The organism is Micromonospora sp. NPDC004551, assembly GCF_040609975.1.
Lineage (GTDB): Bacteria > Actinomycetota > Actinomycetes > Mycobacteriales > Micromonosporaceae > Micromonospora.
Window position 1 is genome coordinate 134,209 of record NZ_JBEXLM010000017.1, and the last position, 22,931, is coordinate 157,139.

General features: G+C 76.4%; 16 protein-coding genes and 1 pseudogene. 3 read left to right on the forward strand and 14 right to left on the reverse strand.

What is annotated here, in order from left to right:
• Positions 1 to 131: 131 nt before the first annotated feature.
• From ABZW14_RS20820 to recN, 7 genes are all read right to left on the reverse strand, one after another.
• The gene (locus ABZW14_RS20820; RefSeq protein ID WP_355348796.1) at positions 132 to 2,480 is read right to left on the reverse strand and encodes a hypothetical protein; all 2,349 of its coding nucleotides are present in this window, start codon (positions 2,478 to 2,480) and stop codon (positions 132 to 134) included.
• Complete coding sequence (locus ABZW14_RS20825; RefSeq protein ID WP_355348799.1) at positions 2,480 to 3,613, reverse strand: glycosyltransferase family 4 protein; 1,134 nt, start codon at positions 3,611 to 3,613, stop codon at positions 2,480 to 2,482. The genes ABZW14_RS20820 and ABZW14_RS20825 overlap by 1 nt, the downstream gene beginning before the upstream one ends.
• Positions 3,610 to 5,304 (reverse strand): lipid II flippase MurJ, encoded by a 1,695-nt coding sequence (locus tag ABZW14_RS20830; RefSeq protein ID WP_355348802.1) that lies wholly within the window; start codon positions 5,302 to 5,304, stop codon positions 3,610 to 3,612. Before ABZW14_RS20830 ends, ABZW14_RS20825 begins: the two co-directional genes overlap by 4 nt.
• Position 5,305: 1 nt before the next feature.
• Entirely contained in the window at positions 5,306 to 6,169 is an 864-nt protein-coding gene (locus ABZW14_RS20835; protein ID WP_355348805.1) for a hypothetical protein, read from the reverse strand.
• A gap of 46 nt (positions 6,170 to 6,215) precedes the next feature.
• Entirely contained in the window at positions 6,216 to 7,157 is a 942-nt protein-coding gene (locus tag ABZW14_RS20840) for a copper transporter (RefSeq protein ID WP_355348808.1), read from the reverse strand.
• Between the two features lie 27 nt (positions 7,158 to 7,184).
• Positions 7,185 to 8,363 carry a putative cytokinetic ring protein SteA gene (gene steA, locus ABZW14_RS20845; protein WP_355348811.1) on the reverse strand — a complete coding sequence of 393 codons (1,179 nt, stop codon included), beginning with the start codon at positions 8,361 to 8,363 and terminating at the stop codon, positions 7,185 to 7,187.
• Positions 8,364 to 8,481: 118 nt separating this feature from the next.
• Entirely contained in the window at positions 8,482 to 10,239 is a 1,758-nt protein-coding gene (gene recN / locus ABZW14_RS20850) for a DNA repair protein RecN (protein WP_355348814.1), read from the reverse strand.
• A 79-nt stretch (positions 10,240 to 10,318) separates the two neighbouring features.
• On the opposite strand from recN, the gene ABZW14_RS20855 reads away from it, so the two are divergent.
• Positions 10,319 to 11,302, forward strand: a complete 984-nt coding sequence (locus ABZW14_RS20855) for a helix-turn-helix domain-containing protein (RefSeq protein ID WP_355348817.1) — start codon at positions 10,319 to 10,321, stop codon at positions 11,300 to 11,302.
• Positions 11,303 to 11,452: 150 nt separating this feature from the next.
• Here ABZW14_RS20855 and ABZW14_RS20860 read toward each other — a convergent pair whose 3' ends face one another.
• The 5 genes from ABZW14_RS20860 to ABZW14_RS20880 all read right to left on the reverse strand — a co-directional run bounded on the left by ABZW14_RS20860 (position 11,453) and on the right by ABZW14_RS20880 (position 18,544).
• Positions 11,453 to 15,184 carry a S8 family serine peptidase gene (locus ABZW14_RS20860; RefSeq protein WP_355348820.1) on the reverse strand — a complete coding sequence of 1,244 codons (3,732 nt, stop codon included), beginning with the start codon at positions 15,182 to 15,184 and terminating at the stop codon, positions 11,453 to 11,455.
• A gap of 709 nt (positions 15,185 to 15,893) precedes the next feature.
• Complete coding sequence (locus tag ABZW14_RS20865) at positions 15,894 to 16,778, reverse strand: NAD kinase (protein WP_355348823.1); 885 nt, start codon at positions 16,776 to 16,778, stop codon at positions 15,894 to 15,896.
• Positions 16,775 to 17,629 carry a TlyA family RNA methyltransferase gene (locus tag ABZW14_RS20870; RefSeq protein WP_355348826.1) on the reverse strand — a complete coding sequence of 285 codons (855 nt, stop codon included), beginning with the start codon at positions 17,627 to 17,629 and terminating at the stop codon, positions 16,775 to 16,777. The genes ABZW14_RS20865 and ABZW14_RS20870 overlap by 4 nt, the downstream gene beginning before the upstream one ends.
• Positions 17,630 to 17,651: 22 nt before the next feature.
• Complete coding sequence (locus ABZW14_RS20875; protein WP_355348829.1) at positions 17,652 to 17,897, reverse strand: hypothetical protein; 246 nt, start codon at positions 17,895 to 17,897, stop codon at positions 17,652 to 17,654.
• Entirely contained in the window at positions 17,894 to 18,544 is a 651-nt protein-coding gene (locus ABZW14_RS20880; protein WP_355348832.1) for a hypothetical protein, read from the reverse strand. Before ABZW14_RS20880 ends, ABZW14_RS20875 begins: the two co-directional genes overlap by 4 nt.
• Before the next feature lie 111 nt (positions 18,545 to 18,655).
• Between ABZW14_RS20880 and ABZW14_RS20885 the strand changes: the two genes are divergently transcribed.
• The gene (locus ABZW14_RS20885) at positions 18,656 to 18,991 is read left to right on the forward strand and encodes an SCP2 sterol-binding domain-containing protein (RefSeq protein WP_355348835.1); all 336 of its coding nucleotides are present in this window, start codon (positions 18,656 to 18,658) and stop codon (positions 18,989 to 18,991) included.
• Positions 18,992 to 18,999: 8 nt separating this feature from the next.
• Here the strand turns inward: ABZW14_RS20885 and ABZW14_RS20890 are convergent, their stop codons facing one another.
• Both ABZW14_RS20890 and ABZW14_RS20895 read right to left on the reverse strand, forming a co-directional pair.
• Positions 19,000 to 19,995 (reverse strand): HAD-IIA family hydrolase, encoded by a 996-nt coding sequence (locus ABZW14_RS20890; RefSeq protein WP_355348850.1) that lies wholly within the window; start codon positions 19,993 to 19,995, stop codon positions 19,000 to 19,002.
• A 521-nt stretch (positions 19,996 to 20,516) separates the two neighbouring features.
• A pseudogene (locus ABZW14_RS20895) lies at positions 20,517 to 21,116 on the reverse strand (hypothetical protein); the annotation flags it as partial.
• Positions 21,117 to 21,173: 57 nt separating this feature from the next.
• Here ABZW14_RS20895 and ABZW14_RS20900 point away from each other — a divergent pair.
• Positions 21,174 to 22,757 (forward strand): hypothetical protein, encoded by a 1,584-nt coding sequence (locus tag ABZW14_RS20900; RefSeq protein ID WP_355348838.1) that lies wholly within the window; start codon positions 21,174 to 21,176, stop codon positions 22,755 to 22,757.
• The last annotated feature ends 174 nt before the right edge of the window (positions 22,758 to 22,931 follow it).

Genomic DNA, 22,931 nt, shown 5'->3' on the forward strand with positions numbered 1-22,931 from the left:
CGTAGCGGTCGTGCGAACCGCCGTGCCGATCAGCCAAGTGATCACGCGATCCACGGGATTCCACGGTAACACCTCCCCGGCCCCGCAGCGGCGTCGCACCCGCCGTCGACGCACGTGAAGCCGGGTTCGATTCAGCCGGCGGGCACCTCGGTCGATGCCGGGCCGGGCTGCGCCGGCACCCGGGGCGCCCGGTCGGTGGCGGCGCCCGGCGCCGGCGTACCCCGGTCGCGCTCCGCCGGGGCGCCCTCGCCGGCGGCGGCCGGGTCGGAGTCCGGGCGGGCGGCGACGCCGGAGACCTCGGCCGCGCGACCGCCGCTGGGACGGTCGCCCGTGGGGCCGTCGGGCGGGGCCGACCCGCCCTCGTCGCCGGGACGGCCGCTGCCGGGCTGGGTGCGGTCGGTGGAGTGGTCGAGCACCCGCAGGGCCGCCAGGGCCGCCATCGGCACCACCAGGGCCCCCGCCGCACCGGCCACGTCCAGCGCCGTGCCGCCCAGCACGCCGCCCAGGCCGGCGGCCACCCCGGTGCCGGCCATCGCCGCCCGGATCGCCGGGTAGATGCCGAACAGCCGCATGAGGCCGCCCCAGGGCTGGAGCAGGGCGAACCAGACCAGTGCCGCGCCGGCCAGGGCCAGCACGGTGAGCGGGCTGTTCACCAGGGTCTCGAAGTTGGCGGTGCTGGACCGGTGCACGGTCAGCCCGCCGGTGCCGTTGCCGAGCGCGGCCAGGAACCGCCCCAGGCTGCCCCGCTCGGCCTCGGGCCGGCCCGCGTCCACCACGGCGAAGCCGATGGTGACCGCCAGCCCGGCCATGGTGGCCCAGGCCAGCCGGCTCACGGTCAGCCAGCCGCCGGTGCAGATGGCGGCGGCGACGCTCACCCCGGCGGTGAGCGCGATCGCGCCGATCGAGTCGGCCCCCAGGTAGGGGCTGCCCACGATGACGACGGCGGCGCCGCCGACCGCGACCATCACCATGGGCCGCCAGGCCCGGCGGACCCGCTGGGCCAGCCACCCGCCGCAGAGCAGCGAGCCCGCGATGAACACGCCGAGCCCGACGGTGCCCAGGCCGGCATACCGGCCACCCTCCAGGGCGGAGTAACCGATCACGCCGTTGAGCTGCAGGCGGGAGCCGGTGAGCACGTCCACGCCGACGACCAGGGTGGCCAGGGCGGCCACCGCGCCGAGCGGCCCGAGGGTGCGCTCGTGGCCGGGGGTGAAGCGGACGGCGGCGGTGCCGCCGACGGTCAGCAGGGCGGTCACGGCGGCGAACCAGAAGCCGGCGTGCTGCCCCCGCCACCAGGGCACCGCGTCGGCGAGCAGGGCGGCCGGCACGGCGAGCGCGGCGGCGATCAGCAGCAGTTCCACCACCGCCACCACGCGCCGGGACACCGGCTCGGGACCGTGCGGGCCGGCGTGCCGGCGGGCCCGGCGCAGCAGCGGCAGCACCGCCACGGCGAGCGCCACCTGGGCGGCGGCGAGCAGGGTGAAGAACCAGCCGGCGACCCGGCGCTGCGCGGCGGCCTCGCGGTCCGCGTCGGCGGGCGCGTCGATCGCGGCCCGCAGGTCGCCGGGACGGCCGTCGACGGACACGGCGGGCCGGCCGGTGAAGAGCCGCTCGGGCATCGGGCGGCCCAGCGCGGCCAGCGCGGTGGGCGCCAGGTCGACCAGTTGCAGGTAGCCCTCCCGGGCGGTGCTCGGCGAGGTGAGCCAGCCCCGCTCCCAGCCGGGCCCGTCGGCCACCGCGACGTGTAGCCGGGACGGGCTGTCGGTGTCCGACACCCCGGCCAGCAGGACCAGCGAACGGGGCGGCCGGGCGGCGAGCACCCGGGCGAGCTGCGCGTCCACCTGGCGGGCCTGCGCGGCCCGGCTGGTCGGGTCCACGCCGTCGACGGTGCCCAGGTCGACGATGCTCAGGACGCAGGAGCCCAGCAGCTTCGCCGGGTCGGCGGGGAGCACCGGCGCGTACCGGTCGACCCGGCCGAACGGGCGGGCTGCGGCCACCGCGGCGCCCGGGCCGACCGCCACCGAGCAGCGGACCGACTCGGACAGCGCGCCCGGGGTGGTGCCCCACGAGAGCCGGTCCTGGTTGTACGCGACGACGCCCTCCTGGTCCGGCAGGTTCGCGCCGATCCCGTCGGGCTGCTCGACGGTCACCCCGGTGGCCGGGCAGCCCTCGCCCGCCCGGCTGCCGTTCCAGGCGGCGAAGTTGCCGGCGCCCAGGGTGAGCCAGCCGTCGACCGGGCAGGTGGGCCGGTGCGCGGAGCGCACCGAGAGGGAGCCGATCGAGCCCTGCTCGGCCATCCGCCACAGCGTGGGGGTGGTCTGCGGGTCGACGTCCTCCCAGCGCAGCCCGGCCGCACCGGCCAGCACCACGAAGTCGGCGCTGCGCTCCGGCGCGCCGTTGTCGGGGCGGGCGGCCAGCGCGGTGATGCCGAGTGCCACCACGACCAGGGTCAGCAGAACCGGGGTCAGTCTGCGCAGCATCACCGGGTCCCCGTCGAATGCTCGGGCGTCAGCTCGGCGTAGAGGTGGACCAGGGCGGCCGTGGTGTCCGCCTCGGTCGGCCAGGTCGCGGCCCGGGCAGTGCCCCGGCGGGCCAGGTCGGCTCGGCGCGTCTCATCGTCCAGCAGGTCGCGCACCGCGGCGTCGACGGCGTCCACGTCACCGGCGGGGACCAGCACCGCGGCGTCGCCGACCAGCTCGGGCAGGCCGCCGACCGCGGTCGCCACCAGCGGCGCGCCGGCCCCCAGCGCCTCCTGGGCGAAGAGCTGGCGGGCCTCCCAGTCGCTGGTCACCACGGCGATGTCGGCGGCGCCGAGCAGATCGGCCACGTCGGTGCGGTGCCCGAGCAGGGTCACCGGCGCCCGGGCGGCCGAGATCCGCGCGGCCAGTTGCAGGTACGCGGGCCCGCTGCCGGCGATCACGACCAGCGGCGCGGGCCGCCGGGTACGCCACCGGGCGGCCGCGTCGACCAGGATGTCGTAGCGCTTCTGCGGGTGCAGCCGGCCCACCGAGACGATCAACGGCTGGCCGGCGGCGAGCCCGAACTCGGCGCGCACGGCGGCCCGGCGGCGGCGCGGCGCGGGCAGCGCCGGCGCGGCGACCGGGGCGAGGCGGGCGTCGGCGGCACCGAGCGCGACGGCCCGGTCGACCAGGTCGGCGGAGGCGCCCAATGCGACCCGCACGTTCCGGGCGACGATCCGTTCGGCGAGCCGGGACAGCCCGCCGCGCAGCCCGCCGGCGAGCACGGCGTTGTGCCAGGTCACCACGAGCGGGGCGGCCGGCCGGGCGAGCACGGCGACCAGGCCGGCGCGCAGCCCGTGCGCGTGCACGACGTCGACCGGCGGGTCCGCGAGGGCCCGGCGCAGCGCGGCGACGGCCCGCGCGTCGGCCGGTGTCGGGCTGGCCGGGATCTCCACCGGCGCGAACCGCGCGCCCACCCCGGTGAAGTCGAACTGGTCCTGGGTGGCGGCCGGGCCGCAGACCAGCACGGACGCGCCCGCCTCGGTCAGGCCCCGGGCGATCGAGCGGACGTGCTGGCCCACCCCACCGGTGCTGGAGGCGAGCACCAGGGCCACCGAGCCGGGCCACCGCGGCGCCGACGAGGCGTCCGTCATGAGGAAACGGTCTCCTTTCCGTCGCCCCGCTCGCCGGGGCGCTCGTCCTCCCGCGGGCCGTCGCCTCCGCCGGGCGGGCGTCGCCGGCCGAGCCGGCGGGTCACGGCCGCGAGCAGCGGCCGGACGTCGCGGGCGTCGGTCGACCAGGCGACGGCGAGGAACAGGGCGCCGACCACGACCCCGGACAGCATGCCCTGACCGAGGGCCTCCGCTGTCGTCGGGGTCCCGTCGGTGAGCCCGGCGAGTCCCCGCGCCGTGGCCGCGCCGCCGAGACCGGCGACCGCCGCGGCGAGCAGGCCGGCGGCTCCGGCCCGGCCGACACCGGCGAGGGCGTCCCGGCCCGCGGAGCGGACCACCGCCGCGATGAGCAGCCCGCCGAGGAGCAGCATGCCACCGGAGGTGGCGAGGGTCACCGCCGGCACGCGGTGGTGCAGGGGCATGTTGTGCCCGAGCAGGACCGCCAGGACGGGCACGGTCAGCCAGCCCACCGCAGTGGCGACCGTGGCCGCCCGTGCCTCGCCGCGGGCGTAGAGCGCGCGGGTGAGCACGGCGAAGAGGCCGTAGCCGACCAGCCCGGGGGCGAAACCGGCGATCCCGGCCGCCGCGGTGCGCGCCGCCTCGCCGGTGAAGAAGAAGTGCCCGACCGGGATCGCCGTGCCGACCAGCGCGGCGGCGCCGAGCAGGCTGAACAGCACCACCCCGCGTACCGCCGGGGCCAGCGTCCTGCGGTAGGTCCGCTCGTCGCCGGCCGCCCGGGCCGCGGCGAGCGTCGGGTACGCGGCCACCGCGAGCGGCACGGCCAGCACCGACCAGGGCAGGAAGTAGATCGTCTGGGCGATGTTGTAAATGCCCGGGGCGGCCGCCGACCCGTAGGAGACCTGGTTGAGCACGACCATCAGGGCGACCTGCTGGGTGCCGACGGTGACCACCCCGGCGACGGCCAGCCCGCCGACCCGGGCCCGGGCGTCGGCGGGAAACCGGAAGCCCGGCCGCAGCCGCAGCCGCAGCCCGCGCAGCGGGACGAGCAGCGAGAGCGAGAGCACCACGACGCCGAGGGTGGTGCCGCCGGCCAGCAGCAGCTCACCGCCCCCGCTCACCCGCCCGACGGTGGCCAGGCGCCCCTCCGCGGCGGTGAAGCCGAGGTAGACGGCGATGACGGTGACGCTGGACAGCAGCGGGGCGATCACCGGCCAGGCGAAGCGCCGGTGCGCCTGGAGCACCCCGGTCAGCACGATGCCGACGCCGTAGAGCGGCAGCTGGGGTGCGAACAGCCGCAGCATCCGCGCCCCGGTCTGCTGCTGCACCTCGCTCAGGCCGGACCCCTGCAGCGCGACCAGCGGGTCGGCGAGCAGCGCGACCAGCACCGCGAGGGGCACCAGCAGGGCCAGCACCCAGGTGAGCAGGGCCCCGGTGGTGGCGGCCACAGCCCGCCGGTCGCCCGCCTCGACGGCGCCCGCCAGCAGCGGCACGACGAGGCTGGCCAGGGCGCCGCCGGCGACGATCTCGAAGATGAAGTTCGGCAGGTTGTTCGCCACCACGTACGCGCCACCGAGGTCGGTGGGGGCGAGCGTCCAGGTGAACACCGCGGTGCGGCCGAAGCCGGCCAGGCGGCTGACCACGGTGAGCACGGCGATGAGGGCGGCCGCTCCGGCCACGCGGCCGGCGCCGGCGAGGGGAGCCGGTTTCGTCACGTCAGTCGGCGAGCCGGCCCAGCTCGTCGAGGTGCCGCAGGCCCGGGGTCCGCTGGATGACCTGGGTGAAGCTCACCTTCTCGCTGGCGGCCGTGAGGGCGGCGAGCACGGCCAGCACGCCGGCCCGGCCCAGCGGCCCGGTCCGCGCGGCCAGGCTCACGCCGAGCAGCGCGCCGAGCGCGTTGGCGCCGCTGTCGCCGAGCATGACCCGCTCGTCGAGGTCCTCCCGGACCAGCCCGCCGGCCGCACCGACCGCGCCCGCCGCGACGCCCCCGAACGGGCCCGCGGAGAGCGGGGCGCCGAGCAGCATGCCGGCCTTGAGCGCCCGGCCGGGGCGCAGGTCGAGCAGGTTGACCAGGTTGGCGGTGCCGGCCACCACGCCGGCGCCGAGCAGCACGTCCAGCCCGCGGCCCAGGGCGCCGGCCCGCTGCCGGCGGGGGTGGGCGGCGACCCGCGGGTCGGCGGCGAGCAGCGCCGCTGCGCCGAGCCCGGCGGCGCCCACCCCGGCGATCTTGACCAGCCCGGCGGTGACCCGCCCCTCGCGCAGCGCGGCGAGGTGCCCCGCGAAGCCCTTGGCGGCCTTCTGGTCGGGACGCGCGCCGACGATGTCGTCGTAGAGCCCGACGGAGCCCGCGCCCAGCCCGGCGAGCAGGGCGGCCGCACCGGCCGGGGCGCTGCCCGCGCCGATGGCGCCGCCGGCGGCCGCGCCGACCGCGAGGGCGGGGCCGGCGGCCAGGGTCACGGTGCGGCCCCGGAAGTTGGTGCGCTCCAGCGCCGGCGCGCCCGGCGAGGTGCGCACCTCCCGCAGCACGTAGCGGGCGGCCAGCGCCCCCGCGCCGACGGCCAGCAGCCGACCCAGTCTCACGCGAGCCCTCCGATCCGGATGTTCAGCGCGACGCGGCAGGGACCGGTCACTGGGGCAGTTTAGGCAGCAGCGCGCCGGCGTTGTCGCCGACGCCGTACTGGCCGGCCTTCTTCTCGGTCAACTGCTGCACCAGGGCGAGGCTCGTGACCAGCTGGCCCTGCACGGTGTTGGCGTTGTCGACGGTCGAGATCGTCTGGGACAGCACCGGGTCGCCCCGGACCACGGCGACCACGTTGCCCCCGGCCGAGCCCATGCCGCCGACCACGATCGCGCCGGTGCGGTCGAACTGCTCGGCGATCTTCACCACCGACTCGTCCTTCTCCGCCGAGTACTTGTCGACGTAGGGCTGGCCGCTGACCACCACGACCGCCTCGGCGGCGCCGCCGATCTTGTCCTCGGGGGTGAGGTAGCCGGCGGTGGCGTACTGCTGCACGACCGCCCGGCGGTCCGCGTCGCTGACCGCCGGGCTGCCCTGCGGCCGGTCCAGCAGCACGCTGGCGAGCAGCGCGCTGGAGGTCTCCACGCCGTGCCCGTTGCCGGGCAGGCCGGCGGTGGGCACGCTGTTCGGGCGGGCGGCGGTGACGGCCAGCTCCAGCAGGTTGTTGTTGCTGTCCGGGTTGAGGAACTTGTCCTGGACGTCGATGCGGGCGGTGACGTTGGCGCCGGCGAGCTGGAGCATCTTCACCACGCCCTCGGTGTGGTCCCGCCCGCTCGGCAGGCTGAGCACCAGCACCCGCCGGCCGTTCAGCTTGCCGGGGAGGATGACCTGCGCCATCTCGGCGGCGAAGTCCTCCTCCATGTCCAGTTCCTTCTGGAGGCTGTTGACCGACTGGCGCATCAGCGAGTTGTCCTTGCTGAGCCCGTTGACCCGCTCCTTGAGCGAGTCGGCCACCGGACCGTTGAGGGCGGCCGTGCCGACCACCAGGCCGATGGCCAGCGCCAGGAACACCGCGGTCAGGGACACGACGTGGTAGCGGAAGTTGATCACGCTTGCAGCCTCTTGATCGTCGGGGAGCTAGAAGATCTGGCCGAGCTGGAACACGAAATTGTCCCACCACTCCGACACCACGCCCAAATACGCCTTCCCGACTGTGGAGACCGCCACCGCGGAGGCCATCGCGGCCACCGCCGAGAGGATGAGCAGCAGCAGCGAGGAACCGGAGATGCTCTGCCGGTAGAGCCGGCTCACGCCCTTGGCGTCGACCAGCTTGCCGCCCACCTTCAGGCGGGTCAGGAACGTCGAGGCCATGCCGCCCCGGCCCTTGTCGAGGAACTCCACCAGCGTGGCGTGGGTGCCGACGGCCACCAGCAGCGAGGCGCCCTTCTCGTCCGCCAGCAGCATGGCCAGGTCCTCGCTGGTGGCCGCGGCCGGGAACGTGATCGCCGGCACACCGAGGCCCTCGACCCGGGGCAGGCCCGGCGCCCGGCCGTCCGGGTAGGCGTGCACGATCACCTCGGCGCCGCAGCGCAGCACGTCGTCGGTGACCGAGTCCATGTCGCCGATGATCATGTCGGGGGTGTAGCCGGCCTCGACCAGCGCGTCGGCGCCGCCGTCCACGCCGATCAGCACCGGCTTGAACTCCCGGATGTAGGGGCGCAGCACGTCCAGGTCTGCCTTGTAGTCGTAGCCGCGGACCACGATGAGGCAGTGCCGGCCCTGGATCTGGGTCTGGATCTCCGGCACGCCGACGCCGTCGAGCAGCAGGTCGCGCTCCTGCTTGAGGTAGTCCATGGTGTTGGCGGCGAACGCCTCCAACTGCACCGACAGGCCCTCCCGGGCGTCGGCCATCGACTTGGCCACGGTCTCCGCGTCCTGGAGGGCGCCGTGCGCGACCGGCTCCTCACCGACGAACACCGTGTTGCCCTCGATGCGTACGACGTCGCCCTCGCGGATCTGCTCGAAGACGCTCTCGCCGAGATCGTCCAGGAGCGGGATGCCCGCCGCGATCAGCACCTCGGGACCGAGGTTCGGGTAGCGCCCGGAGACCGACGGCTTGGCGTTGAGCACGGCGGCGACACCGACGGCGACCAGCGAGTCGGCCGCCACCCGGTCCAGGTCGACGTGGTCGATGACCGCGATGTCGCCGGGGCGGAGCCGGCCGACCAGCCGTTTCGTCCGGCGGTCGAGGCGCGCGGTGCCGAGGACTGAGCCCGGTTCCGCGTTCCGGGTCCGGCGCAACGTGGGTAGACGCATCGTGACCATCCTGGCATGTGAGGCAGGTATTGCTGTCGCGACATGCCTGAGCAGGGCCGCCTACCCAGGGAAGCACACCGGAGCGCACGCCGGTGTGCTTGCGCTCACAATCTCGGGATCACGGACGCCTTTCCTTGGCCGCCACGGCCAGGAGTTCCTCGGCATGGGCGATACCCAGATCCGAGTCCGGCAAACCGGCGAGCATGCGCGCGAGCTCGCGCGACCGCTCGGTGTCCTCCACCATCCGTACACCGCTGGTCGTGACCGCTCCCCCGGTGTCCTTCGCCACCACCAGGTGCCGGTCCGCGAACGCCGCCACCTGCGGCAGGTGGGTGACCACGAGCACCTGGTGGCTGCGGGCCAGCCGGGCCAGCCGGCGGCCGATCTCCACCGCCGCCTGCCCGCCGACACCGGCGTCGACCTCGTCGAAGACCAGGGTGGGCGGGCCGCCGGAGCCGGCGAAGACCACCTCGATGGCGAGCATCACCCGGGACAGCTCGCCACCGGAGGCGCCCCGCTGCAACGGCAGCGCCGGCGCGCCCGGGTGGGCCAGCAGCCGCAGCTCCACCTCGTCGGCGCCGTCCGGCCCGACGCCGGCCTCGACCCCGTTGACCGGCAGGCTCGGCTCGGCCCGCCCGGCCGGCCGGGGCAGCACGGCCACCTCGATCCGGGCGTGCGGCATCGCCAGCCCGGCCAGCTCGACGGTGACCTGCTCGGCGAAGCGGACCGCGGCCTCCTGACGCGAGGTGGAGACCCGGCCGGCCAGGTCGGCCACCTCACCGGCGAGCCGGGCCGCCTCCCGGTCCAGCTCGTCGAGCAGATCGTCCGAGGTGTCCAGGTCGGACAGGCGGGTGCGGGCCCGCTCGGCCCAGGCGATCACGCCGTCGACGTCGTCGGCGTATTTCCTGGTGAGGCCGCGCAGCGCGGCCCGGCGCTCGTACACGGCCTGCAGGCGGGCCGGGTCGGCGTCGAGCGCGGCGAGGTAGGTCGACAGCTCGGCGGAGACGTCGGTGACCAGGGTGGCCGCCTCCTCCAACCGGGCGGCCAGCTCGCCCAGGGCGGGATCGGTGCCGGTCTGGGCCTCCAGCGTGCGCCGGGCGGTGCCGAGCAGCGCGGTGGCGTCGGGGGTGTCGTCGGCCGCCTCCACGCCGCCGGCCACGCACTGCTGGGCCAGCTGGGCCGCGGTGCGCAGACCCTCGGCGTGCTCCAGGCGCTGCGCCTCCGCCTTCAGCTCGTCGTCCTCGCCCGGCTGCGGGTCGACCCGGGTGATCTCGTCGAGGCCGAGCCGGAGCAGGTCGGCCTCCTGGTTGCGCTCGCGGGCGTTGCGCCGCCGGTCGGCCAGGTCGTCGACCACGGCCCGCCACCGGGTGTGCGCCTCGCGCAGCGCGTCGAGCAGCTTCTCGTGCTCCGGGCCGGCGAACCGGTCGAGCGCGGCCCGCTGCTCGGCCGGGCGCAGCAGGCGCAGCTGGTCGGACTGGCCGTGCACGGCCACCACCTGCTCGCCGACCTCGCCCAGCATCGACACCGGCATGCTGCGGCCGCCCAGGTGCGCGCGGGAGCGGCCCTCGACGGTGACGGTGCGGCTCAGCAGCAGGGAGCCGTCCTCGTCGGGTTCGCCGCCCGCGTCGGTGATCCGGGCGTGCACCGTCTCGGCCACCCGGCCGTCCAGGCGCAGCCGGCCCTCCACCACGGCGCGGCCCGGTTGGGCGCGGACCCGGCCGGCGTCGGCCCGGCCACCGAAGAGCAGGCCGAGGCCGGTCACCACCATGGTCTTGCCCGCACCGGTCTCGCCGGTGATGACGTTCATCCCGCCGGTCAGCGGCAGCGTGGTGTCCTCGATGACGCCCAGTCCGGTGATGCGCAGCTCTTCCAGCACAGCACCCGACAGTAGACGCGTCCTCCGACACTTGGCCAGCCGGCGCGGGCCCGGTGGCGGGGTCGTACAGTTCTGCCCCGTGCTGGACGTGATCGGCCTGACCCCGGACGAGGAGCGGCTCTACCGCTGCCTCGTGCAGCTCACGACCGCGACGGCCGGGGAGCTGAGCGAGCGGCTGGGCGTCCCCCGCACCGAACTGCTGGCCCCGCTGGAAGCCCTGCGCGGCAAGGGACTCGTGCTGCCGGCCGGGCCGGAGCCCGATGCGCCGCTGCGCCCGCTCGCGCCGGACGTCCCGCTCGGCGAGGCGCTGCTGCGTCGCCAGGAGGCGCTCGAATCGGCCCGGGCGGCGGTCACCCAGCTCACCGAGGAGTACCGGGCCGGGATGCGCCGGCACGACGCCGGGCACCTGGTCGAGGTGGTCACCGGCGCCCGGGCGCTGCGCGAGCGCCTGCGCGACCTGCAGAACGGCGCCCGGGTCGAGGTGCTCTGGTTCTGCCGGGCGAACCCGCTGGCCATGGCGGGCCAGGAGAACGTGGAGGAGTTCGACGCGCTGGCCCGCGGGGTCCGCTACCGGGCCATCTACGAACGCGGGATGCTCCTCGAACCGGGCGCGCTGGCAGACGTCGAGCAGGGCGTACGCGCCGGTGAACAGGCCCGCGTACTCGACCGGCTGCCGGTCCGGCTGGCCATCGTGGACGGCCGGACCGCGATCTGCCCGCTGGTGCCGGAGCGGGGCAGCGGAGAACCGACGGCCGCGGTCATCGGCCGCAGCCAGTTGCTGGACGCGCTGCTCGCCCTCTTCGAGAGCCACTGGCTGATGGCGACACCCCTGACCTCGGCCGCGATACCGGTGGCCGGGAACTCCGACGGCTACCGGCCGGACCCCGACGAGGCCCGGCTGCTGTCGCTCTTCGTGGCCGGCGTGCCGGACAAGTCGATCGCCTCACAGCTCGGCGTCAGCCGGCGTACGGTCCAGCGCCGGCTGGCCGACCTGATGGCCGTCGCCGGCGTGGACACCCGGCCGGGGCTGGCCTTCCAGGCTGCCCGCCGAGGCTGGATCTGAACCGGACGGGGCGGCACCCGCAGATCCGGCAAGCGCCGCCCCGCCCGCCCTGTAGCCGGGCGGGGCGGCACCCGCAGATCCGGCAAGGCGCCGCCCCGCCCGCCCTGTAGCCGGGCGGGGCGGCACCCCCTGGGCCGCCCCGCCCGACGTTCAGCGCAGCCCGTACGCGTCCAGCACGGTCTGCTCGACGGTGTTGCCGGCGCGGTCCCGGGCGTGCGTGCGCAGCGACACCGTGCCGTGCCCGGCCGGCACCGTGGCCGTGAACCGGGTGCCCGAGCCGTGCACCGGCACCGCCCGCCAGCTCTTCCCGCTGTCGATCGACACCTCGACCCGCACCTCGCCGCCGGTCGGCGCGGGCAGGCCCGCGGGCTGGCGCAGCGTCAGCTCCAGCCGGTGCGGCCGGCCGGCCGCCACCTCGCCGCGCAGGTCCGCCGGCACCCGGTAGTCGACCTGGAGCAGTGGCAGCGGCCGGGCGGTGTCGCCGGCCGGCCGCGCCGAGGTGAACTCCCAGGCCGTCTCGGTGTGCGTGGCCCACCGCCACTCCGCCGAGGACCGCCCGGTGGTGACGTCCAGCCGGTAGCGGGCGGCGCCCGGGGTGGTGGGCACGGGCGCCCAGCCGCCGGAGAGGTCGGCGATCTGCTGCCCGTCCCGGCTCAGCCGGGCCTGCACGGTGTCCTGCTCCTCGCCGGAACCGGCCGGGCTGTAGTGGCCGTCCGCGTCGACGAACTCGACCACCCTCAGGTTCAGGGTGTCGCCGGTGCGCGTGGGCACCGGCACCCCGCCGCCCGCCGGCACGGCCGGCCGGACGACCGGGGCGTGCCAGGTCTCGGTGACCCGGTCGTCGGCGGCGTACCGCCGGGGCTGCTGGGTGAGCCCGCCGAGCAGCGGCCCCCAGGACCAGGTGAGCCGGTGCAGCACCCGCTGCTGCCACCAGGAGTCCCCGGCGCTGACGAACTCCTGCCGGGTGGTGCCGGTACGCACCATCCGCTGGTCGTCGTTCCAGGAGTACTCCTGCCAGGGGCGCCAGCCGAACCGCTGCTCGGTGGCCCAGTCGGACCCGCCGGTGTCGGCGTAGCGGGCGGTCACCTCGGCGGTGTTGTCCGCCGTCACCCGGTGCACGATCCGCTCCGGGACCCGCCCCTTCGACACCTGCCACACGTCGTACAGGTAGGGGCTGTCCACGGTCAGCGTCACGTCCAGGGTCGTACGGCCGCTCTTGGCCGCCGCGATCATCCGCTGTCCGTCGTCGTTCGCGACCACCAGCGATGGGATCGGCAACCGGTCCCCGTCCGGGCGCCAGACCGTCCACGCGCTCCGGTCCGCCGGGCGGACGATGAGCACCATGGCGGCGCCGGCCGCCGTGGCGTCGGCGACCTGGTCCTCCTCGGCGCGGTCGTAGCTGCCGGCCACGAGCGCGGCCGCACCGCGCACCCCGGCCCGGGCCAGCTCGGCGGCGGTGCCGTCGCCCGCCCAGACCAGCGGGAGCTTCCGCCGGCCCGCCGGCGCCGGCGAGGTTCCCAGCAGGTTGATGTCCAACGGACCGGGGACCTTGCCGACCTGGGCGTCCACCATGGGCGCCACCAGCTGCCAGCGGGAGGCGAACTCGAACTCGCCCCGGCTCACCGGCCGCGTCGGGGTGACGTTGACCTGCTGGGTCGTGCTGAAGTTCATGACGCCGTGGTCGACCTGCCGGCCGTTGCCGAAGATCCGGTGCTCGTAGAAGCTGATCGCCGCCCGCTGCTCGGCCGGCTTCGGCGTCTCGATCCGCACCGGCGTGCCCTTGCGCGGGTCGAGGACCACCGTCAGGTCCCGGTCGACCATGAGCTCGGGATCGGTGACCAGGGTGATCTGCTCGTCCAGCGGGGCGCCGTGCTCGATCAGGCCCTCCAGCAGGTACGGGCCCTCCTCGACCTGCACCTGCCACCCGGTGGGGGGAAGCCAGAGCAGCTGGTCGGAGTCGGGGTGCTCACCGAAGAGGGTGACCGCCGGCGAGAGGCCGGGCTGCCCGGCCATGTCCAGGGCGCGCAGGGTGACGGTGTGGATCGGGCCGCTGAGGGTGAGCCCGACGGCCGTACGTACCGCGACACCGTCCGCGCCGGTGGCCACCAGCCACCCGCCGTGCACGCCGCGGTCCAGCTTGGCCGGGTCCGCGTGCAGCGGGACGGCCACGCTGCCGCCGGCCGGCACGGTCACCTCGGTGCGGTCGAGCGAGATCCCGTCCGCCTCGGCGGCGCCGCTGTCCAGGTTGCGCAGCTCCAGGGCCAGCCGCAGGGCCTGCGGGGCCGCGGTGCCGTTGGTGTAGGTGACGGTCCGCTCCGCCGCGGCACCGCCGGTGTTCAGGCGGCCGAAGTCGGCGGTGGCCGAGCCGTACACCCGCTGGGCGAGCGCGCGGGCCACATCGACCCGGCCGCCGCCCTGCTCGTAGACGGTCAGCGCGGGGTTCGCCTTCGTGGTGCTGACCAGCGCGTCCTTGAGCTTCCCGGCGGTCCAGTCCGGGTGCTCCTGCGCGAGGATGGCGGCCGCGCCCGCCACGTGCGGGGTGGCCATCGACGTCCCGGACGCCCGGGTGTACGCCTCGTCCACCGGCGTACCCATGGTCGTGCCGGAGGCGCGGGCGGCGACGATGCCGACACCCGGCGCGGTGATCTCCGGCTTGAGGCCGTTGTCGCCCAGCCGCGGGCCGCGGCTGGAGAAGTCCGCCAGGTTGTCGTCGCGGTCCACCGCGCCGACGGTGAGCGCGGCCGCGGCCGCGCCGGGCGAACCGACGGTGCCCGCCGCCCCCTCGTTGCCGGCGGCGATCACGAAGAGGGTGCCGGTCTCGGCGGTGAGGTCGTCGACCGCCTGGCTCATCGGGTCGGTGCCGTCGGTGGCCGGGCCGCCGAGGCTCATGCTGACCACCTTCGCGCCGGAGTGGGCGGCCCACTCCATGCCCGCGATGATCCCCGAGTCGTAGCCGCTGCCGCCGTCGTCGAGCACCTTGCCGATCAGCAGCCGCGCGCCGGGCGCGACGCCCTTGCGCAGGCCGTCGGAGGCGGCGCCACTGCCGGCGATGGTCGAGGCCACGTGTGTGCCGTGGCCGTGCCCGTCGCGGGCGCTGCCGCTACCGGTGAAGTCCTGCGCCTCGGCGATCCGGCCGGCCAGGTCGGGGTGGGTGGCGTCCACGCCGGTGTCGAGCACCGCGACCCGGACGCCGGTGCCGTCCCGGCCGGCCGCCCACGCGGCCGGGGCGCCGATCTGCGGCACGCTGTGCTCGAGCGCCGGGTGCACCCGCCCGTCGAGCCAGATCCGGGCGATGCCGCCACCGAGGCGGGGCGCGGCGTTCCCGGTCCGGGCCGTCGGCGCGCCGCCCAGCGTGCTCCACAGCCCGCCGAGGTCGGCCTTGCCGACCCTCAGGGCGGCCCCGTTGATGCTCGGCAGGGGACGGGCTTCGGTGGTGCCCGCCAGCGGCCGGACCCGGCCGGCGGCGGGCTGCTGGTACCGCACGATCAGCGGCAGCGTGTTCTGCGTGGCGTCGCCGTAGCCGTCGGCGGCCAGCTCCTCCACGTCGAACAGGTCCGGGTCGAGCACCCCGGCGGTGAGGTACGGCACGACGTCGCTGGGCAGCACCCGCAGCCCGCCGTCGACCTCCAGGGTGTGGAAGGTGACCCGCTCCCGGCCGGGGCCGGGCCGGACCGTGGCGGCGACCCGGCCGGGCGCGGCCGGGACGAGGTCGACCCGGTCGCCGGTGATGAGGGTGATGCGGGCGGGTGCGGCGCCCGGGGCGGGCGCGGCCGGGCTCGGGCCGGTGGGCCGTGCGGCCGGGTCGGCGAACGCCGGTGCGGCGAGTCCGACCACCAGCGCCCCGACCGCGCCGGCGGCGAGCCAGCGTGGGGACCGGTGCATGCGATGCGCTCCTCTTGCTCGGGTGGGCCGGCCTCGGGGGGGATTGAGGCCGGCCAACCGGAGTCTGCGATGGAGATCATCGGTCGGTCACTAGGTACGCCGCGCCGCACCGGCGACATGTCGCCAGGTGGACACGGGGTTACCGCGACGGGGCGAGCGGATGGTCACCGCGTGGCTGCCCGCGGTGCCGGATCGCGGGCACGGGCGGTGGCCGGGGTGCCGGAACGAGTGCGTCGCCGCCCGGTTGGTGAGCCGCCGTTTCCTCCGACGGCGGCTCGCCGATCCGGCCGACCCGACCGGGGTCGAAACCCGGCCGGGCGCGGCTCGCCGTCCGCCCGCCGCGGCCGGCCGCGACTCCTCCGACACCCCGACCGTCGTGAACCCGACCACCCCCTGGTCAGGGCCACGACCGTCGGGCCGCGCTGGCCCGGGCGGGCGCGGGCCTCACCGCGCCGCCCAGACTCCACCTCGGCGCAGCCCGGACGCCCCGTTCGCCGTCGGTGCGGGACGGCGTGCCGGCCCCGGCGGGCGCGCCCGCCACGGGGGCGGAACCATCCGCCCCGGCCCGGTGCCGGCCGCGTACGCCGGAACCCGGCGCGGCGTGCCGTCGTCGGGGGAGGCTCCTACCGTAACCCGCCCGCGGCCCGGCCCGGGTACGCCGAACGGGCCGACGCGGGGTCGGCCCGCCGGATGTTCGCTGAGTCGCCGGTCAGCGACGGTTGCCGCGCCAGCCCTGCACGGGCAGGTCGAACTTGGCCACCAGCCGATCGGTGAACGGCCGGGCCCGGAGCCGGACGATGCGCACCGGCAACGCGCCCCGGCGCACGGTGACCCGGGCGCCCGGCGGCAGGTCGTAGACCCGCCGGCCGTCGCAGCAGAGCACCGCGAGGGTGGTGAACGGGTCCACGGTGATGACGAAGGTGGACGTCGGCGCCGTGACGAGGGGGCGGCTGAACAGGGCGTGCGCGCTGATCGGCACCAGCAGCAGCGCCTCCACCTCGGGCCAGACCACGGGCCCGCCGCCGGAGAACGCGTACGCCGTGGAGCCGGTGGGGGTCGCGCAGACCACGCCGTCGCAGCCGTAGCGGGACAGCGGCCGGCCGTCGACGTCGACGAGCAGCTCCAGCATCTGGGCCCGCTCGCCCTTCTCCACGCTGATCTCGTTCAGCGCCCACGACTCGATGGTCGGGCCGCCCTCGAACTCGGCGGTGACGTCGAGGGTGAGCCGTTCGTCCACGGTGTAGTTGCGCCCGACCACGTCGCGCACCGCGCTGTCCAGGTCGTCGATCTCCGCCTCGGCGAGGAAGCCGACCTTGCCGAGGTTGATGCCGAGCAGGGGCGCCTTGGCCGGGCGGGCCAGCTCGGCGGCGCGCAGGAACGTGCCGTCCCCGCCGAGCGCGAAGACGATCTCGGCGCCCTCGGCCGCCTCCGGGCCGGTCACCGGCACCACGCCGGGCAGGTCGAGATCGTCGGCCTCCTCGGCGACCACCCGCACCTCGAAGCCGGCCGCGATGAGGTCGGCCGCCACTGCGCGCGCGTGCTCGGTGCTGCGCCGACGCCCCGTGTGCGTCACCAGCAGAGCGGTCCGGCTCACCCGGACACCTCCTCAGTCGTGCCCTCCGGCCCGGCGGCCGGAAATCCCTGCGGGCCGGCGGCCACCACCGCGCGCACCCGGTCGGGGTCCGCGTCGGGCGCGCCCCGGCGTAACCATACGAAGAACTCGACGTTGCCGCTCGGCCCGGGCAGCGGGCTGGCGGCCACGTCGGCCAGCCCCAGCCCGAGCTGCGCGGCCGCGGCGGCCACGTCGAGCACGGCGTCGGCGCGCAGCTCCGGGTCGCGGACCACCCCGCCCGTGCCGACCCGTTCCCTGCCGACCTCGAACTGCGGCTTCACCATCAGCGCCAGGTCGCCGTCGGGCCGCGTGCAGCCGGCCAGCGCCGGCAGCACCAGCCGCAGCGAGATGAACGACAGGTCAGCCACCGTCAGGTCGACCGGGCCGCCGATCGCCTCCGGCGTGACGGTACGCACGTTGGTGCGCTCGAAGACGTGCACCCGGTCGTCGTTGCGCAGCGACCAGGCGAGCTGCCCGTAGCCGACGTCGACCGCCACCACCTCGGCGGCGTCGTTGCGCAGCAGCACGTCGGTGAAGCCGCCGGTGGAGGCGCCCGCGTCCAGGCAGCGCCGGCCCGCGACGGTCAGCCCCCCGGGCGTGAACGCGGCGAGCGCGCCGGCCAGCTTGTGACCGCCCCGGGACACGTAATCCGCGGCGGGATCCTCACCGGTCACCAGCAGCGGGTCCGCCGGGTCGACCATCGCGGCGGCCTTGCGGGCCGGCACCCCGCGCAGCTGGACGCGACCGGCCTCCACCAGCGCGGCGGCCTGCTCACGGGAGCGGGCCAGGCCGCGGCGGACGAGTTCGGCGTCCAGCCGGGTACGACGTGCCATCGGTGGTTGTTCTCCGCCTCTTTCAGGCCTGGTCGATGCTGGCCAGGGTCTCGCGCAGCGTCTCGTACGCCGCCTCGTACTGGGCGATCTGGTCCGCCGGGGAGAGCCCCTCGGCGTTGATCATGGCGTGCACGGCGGCGTCCACGGCCGGGTGCCGCGCCTCGCCGACCTCCTCGGCCGGCGCCGGCCGGACGCCGGGGGGCGGGCCCGGCCGGGGACCGGCCGGCGGCGGCCCGGGCCGCGGGCCGGGGCGGAAGGGCGCGGTCACGAGCCGGCACCGCCGGCAGGCCGGCGACCGCCGGCCTTCTTCGCCGGGCGCGTCGGGGCGGCCGGCGACTCCTCGGCCGGGGTCCGGGCGACCGTGGCGGCGGGCTTCTTCGCGATGGCCTTCTTCGCCACGGCCTTCTTCGCGACCGCCTTGGTCTTCGCGGGGACGGGCGGCGCCGAGACGGGCGCCTCGGCGGTGGCCGGGGTCGACGGCTGCGCGGCCGGCGCGGCCTCGGCCGGCGCGGCCAGATCCCCGGAAGGTGTCACCTCGCCCGCGCCCGCCGTCTCGGCGGCCGGCGGCGGGCCCGCCGGTTCGCGCCCGGCGCCGGTCTCCGGCGTGCCGGTGGTCTTCGCCTCGCGCAGCTGCCGCTCCAGGTCGTGCACCCGGCGGGTCAGCTCGGCCACCTCGTCCGCGGTGGCCAGGCCGACCGCGCCCAGGGCGCGGTCCACCTCGAAGCGGACCAGCTTGGTCAACGCCTCCCGGTTCGCCATCCCGGTGGAGACCAGCTCCTCGGCGAGCGACTGGAGCTGGGCGGCCGTCGCGCCGCCCTGGCCGACGACGCGCTTCACCGCGTCCTGGGCCTTCTTCCGGGGCGCCTCCGTCAGGCCCATGGCCAGCTCGAGGTAGGCGCGCCACGCGTCCTGCATGCCTAAGTCCTTCCGCGGGGCGGGGTGTGCAGGTGTCACGCTACCGGGCGCCCCGGACGTCCCATTGCGGTACGGTGCCGGGAACGGCGTGGCGCGTGGTGAGGAGAAGATGTGGCCAGCGTGGACGAGTGCCGGCAGGCGTTGCAGGACCTGGCCGCGCGGCTGGACCGGCACGCCGACGTGCAGGGGCGGATCGACCTCGACCGCACCCTCGCCTGCCGGATCACCGACCTGGACACCGCGTTCCACGGACGGTTGGAGGGCGGCCGGCTGGTCGACCTGGCCGACGGCGACGACCCGAAGGCGAAGATCGCGCTGAGCACCAGCAGCGACGACCTGGTCGCCCTGGTGCACGGTCAGCTCGACATCATGAAGGCGGTGGGCGCCCGCCGGGTGTCGATCAAGGCGAACCCGTTCGACCTCATGAAGCTCCGCAAGCTGCTCTGACCCGCTGGTCAGTCCGCGAGGCCGAACGCGGCCAGGGCCTCCCCGGCCGCCGCCGACACCGCCCGCACCCGCGGGCCGGCCCCCGTCGACCACGCCGCCGCGCACAGCGCCGCGAGCGCGTCCAGCGGGCGTCCCGTGCCGTCGAGGGCGAGTTCCCCGTCCGTGACCGTCACCGACCAACCCCCGGCGTCCGCCGGGCCCGGCACCCGTACCACGGCCGCCGGTTCGAAGAGCCCCGCCAGGTCGAAGGAGACGTACGCGGGCCGGCGTGACTCCGGCGCCGCCAGCAGCTCGGCCACGTCGCTGACCCCGGTGAGCACCAGCAGGCTGTCCAGTCCCGCCCGGCGGGCGCCCTCGATGTCGGTGTCCAGCCGGTCGCCGACCACCAGGGTCCGCCCCGAGCCGGCCCGGCGGGCGGCGGTGGCGAACAGCGCCGGCTCAGGCTTGCCCACCACCACGTCGGGATCCCGCCCCAGCGCGGTACGCAGCACCGCCACCAGCGAGCCGTTGCCCGGCAGCGGGCCGCGCGGGCTGGGCAGGGTCCGGTCGGTGTTGGTGGCGTACCAGGGCGCGCCCGCCCGCACCGCCAACGACGCCTCGGCCAGGTGGGACCAGCCGACCTGCGGGCCGTACCCCTGGGCCACGGCGGCCGGCTCCTCGTCCACCGTCGACACCGGACGCAGGCCCACGGCACGCAGCTCGGCGCGCAGCGCCTCCGCACCGACCACCAGCACCGGCGCGCCGGCGGGCAGCCGGTCACGCAGCAGCTCGGCGGTGGCGGCCGCGGAGGTCAGCACCTCCTCCGGCCCGGCCGGCACGCCCATGCCGGTGAGCAGGTCGGCGACCTCGCTGGAGCGGCGCGAGGCGTTGTTCGTGGCGTACGCGACCGCCCGCCCCTCGGCGTGCAGCCTGCCGACCGCCTCGACCGCGCCGGGGATCGGCCGGTCGATCAGGTAGATCACCCCGTCCAGGTCGAAGACGACCAGGGCGTACCCGTCGACCAGCCGGCCGCCCGTTCCGGCCGGATCGCGGTCCCCGCGATCCGGGCCGGAACCCGCGTCCCCGGCGCTCCCGGTCACCGGCGCTCCGACTCCGGCGCCTCGTCGCCCGCCGCGTCGCCGCCCCGGGCCTCCGGGGCGGTCGCGTCGACGGCGGCGGCGCGGGTGTCGGCGGCCAGCGAGCGGGCCTCCGCGTCGGTCAGCTCGTCGTCGCCGAGGTCCGCCGCGTCCCGGTCCCGGTAACCGGCGCCCTCGCCGGCCGGCACCGCGTCGGTGCCGTCCGCGGCGACGGCGTCCGCCGTGTCGGCGTCGGCGCGCAGCCGGGCGTCACCGTCGAGATCGTCGTCCTCGTCGGCGGCGTCCTCGTCCTCGTCGAGGTCGTCGTCCTGCTCGGCGTCGCCGTCGAGGTCGTCATCCTCGTCGTCGTAGCCGTCGAGGTCGTCCTCGTCGTCCTCGTCGTCGTCTTCGAGGTCGTCCTCGTCGTCCTCGTCGGCGTCATCGTCTTCGAGGTCGTCCTCGTCGGCGTCGGAATCGCCGGTCAGGTCGGCGTCGGGACGGGCCGGCACGGCACCCGGGGTGCCCGGCCCGGCCGCGAACTCCTCGTCCTCCTCGTCGTCGCCCTCGATGACGACACCGTCCAGCTCCAGCAGCCGCTCGGCGGCGTCGGTCTCACCCTCGGCGTCCACGTCGGCGGCCCGGGAGAACCACTCCCGCGCCTCCTCGCGCCGGCCAACCGCCAGCAGCGCGTCCGCGTACGCGTAGCGCAGCCGGGCCGCCCACGGCTCGGTGGACTCGCTGGTCAGCTCACGCACCTGGAGCATCGCCACGGCGGCGTCCTTCTGCCCGAGGTCCCCGCGCGCCCCAGCGGCCACGATCAGCAGCTCGATGGCGACGGCCTGGTCGAGCTTGTCCCGGTCCGCTCCGCGGAACAGGTCGATGGCCCGCTCCGGGCGACCCAGCGCCCGCTCGCAGTCGGCCAGCACCGCCAGGTGGCTCTGCAGCCCGGTCATCCGGTGGTAGGTGCGCAGCTCGGCGATGGCCGTCTGCCACTCCCCCGCGTGGTACGCGGCCAGCCCGACCGCCTCACGCACCGCGGCGATCCGCGAGGCGAGCCGGCGGGCGGCCATGGCGTGCGCCAGCGCCTGGGCCGGGTCGTCGTCGATCAGCAGCCCGGTCGCGACCAGGTGCCGGGCGACGGTCTCCGCCACCGGCTTGGCAAGGGAGAGCAGCTCCGCCCGGACGGTCGAGTCGAGGTCGGTGGCGACCACCTCGTCCGGCAGCGCCGGCGCCCCACCCGTACGCCCCTCGGCGCGCTCGTCCTGCCGCTCGCGGTACGCACCCTCCGGGCCACGGTCGTCCCGGCCGTAACCCCGGCGCTCGCCGTCCCGCTCGGTACGCTCCCGCCCGCCGCGGAAGCCACCCTCGCGCTCCTCACGGCGGAAGCCACCGGGCCGCTCGTCCCGGCGGAAACCCTCGCGGCGGTCGCCACCACGGAAGCCACCCTCACGGCGCTCACCGCCGAAGCCACCCTCACGGCGCTCGCCACCACGGAAACCGCCTGCGCGGTCGTCGCGGCGGAAGCCTTCGCGGCGCTCGCCACCGCGGAAGCCACCTTCGCGGCGCTCGCCACCGAAGCCGCCCTCGCGGCGCTCGCCGCCGCGGAAGCCACCCTCACGGTTGCCCTCGCGGCGGTCACCGCCGAAGCCGCCCTCACGGCGCTCGCCGCCGCGGAAGCCGCCCTCGCGGTCGCCACCGCGGAAGCCACCTTCGCGGCGCTCGCCGCCGCTGAAGCCACCCTCACGGCGCTCGCCGCCGCGGAAGCCACCTTCGCGGCGTTCCCCGCCGCGGAAGCCACCCTCACGGTCGCCACCACGGAAGCCACCTTCGCGGCGCTCGCCGCCGCGGAAGCCACCCTCACGGTCGCCACCACGGAAGCCACCTTCACGGCGTTCCCCGCCGCGGAAGCCACCCTCACGGTCGCCACCACGGAAGCCACCTTCACGGCGCTCGCCGCCGCGGAACCCACCCTCACGGTCGCCACCACGGAAGCCACCTTCACGGCGCTCGCCGCCGCGGAACCCGCCCTCACGGTCGCCACCACGGAAGCCACCTTCACGGCGCTCGCCGCCGCGGAACCCGCCCTCGCGGCGCTCGCCGCCGCGGAACCCGCCCTCGCGGCGCTCCCCGCCGCCGAAGCCACCCTCACGACGGTCACGGCCGGCGAAGCCGCCACTGCGGTCGCCGCCGCGGAAGCCGCCCTCGCGGCGCTCGCCGCCGCGGAACCCGCCCTCGCGGTCGCCACCACGGAAGCCACCTTCACGGCGGTCCCCGCCGGCGAAGCCGCCCTGGCGCTCACCGCCGCGGAAGCCACCCTCACGGCGCTCGCCACCACGGAACCCGCCCTCACGACGGTCACCGCCGGCGAAGCCACCCTCGCGGCGCTCGCCGCCGCGGAAGCCACCCTCGCGGTCGTCGCGGCGGAAGCCGCCCTCGCGGCGCTCGCCACCTCGGGAACCGCTGTCACGGCGGTCACCGCCGGCGAAGCCGCCCCGGCGCTCACCGCCGCGGAAGCCGCCCTCACGGTCTCCGCCACGGAAACCGCCCTCACGGCGGTCCCCGCCACGGAACCCGCCCCGCGGGCCGCCCGAGCGGTCGTCGCGGTCCCCCCGGTGCGAGGGGCGGTCGTCGCGGCGGGCGTCGCCACGCCCCTGCCCACGCTCGGCACGATCCTCGTAACGACGGGGGCGATCCTCGCCCTGCGGTCCTGAACTCACGGGTACATCCTTCCTCATTGCATCCCCGAGGACGCTAACGCAGTCGAGGGCCGACCCTGCTGGGGCGGCCCTCGACTGGAAGATTGTCCGGCGGTGTCCTACTCTCCCACACCCTCCCGAGTGCAGTACCATCGGCGCTGGAGGGCTTAGCTTCCGGGTTCGGAATGT

Coding starts and splice junctions, on each gene's coding strand:
- ABZW14_RS20820 (WP_355348796.1), bottom strand. CDS start 2,480: ATGCTGCGCAGACTGACCCCGGTTCTGCTGACCCTGGTCGTGGTGGCA.
- ABZW14_RS20825 (WP_355348799.1), bottom strand. CDS start 3,613: ATGACGGACGCCTCGTCGGCGCCGCGGTGGCCCGGCTCGGTGGCCCTG.
- steA (WP_355348811.1), bottom strand. CDS start 8,363: ATGCGTCTACCCACGTTGCGCCGGACCCGGAACGCGGAACCGGGCTCA.
- ABZW14_RS20860 (WP_355348820.1), bottom strand. CDS start 15,184: ATGCACCGGTCCCCACGCTGGCTCGCCGCCGGCGCGGTCGGGGCGCTG.
- ABZW14_RS20870 (WP_355348826.1), bottom strand. CDS start 17,629: ATGGCACGTCGTACCCGGCTGGACGCCGAACTCGTCCGCCGCGGCCTG.
- ABZW14_RS20880 (WP_355348832.1), bottom strand. CDS start 18,544: ATGCAGGACGCGTGGCGCGCCTACCTCGAGCTGGCCATGGGCCTGACG.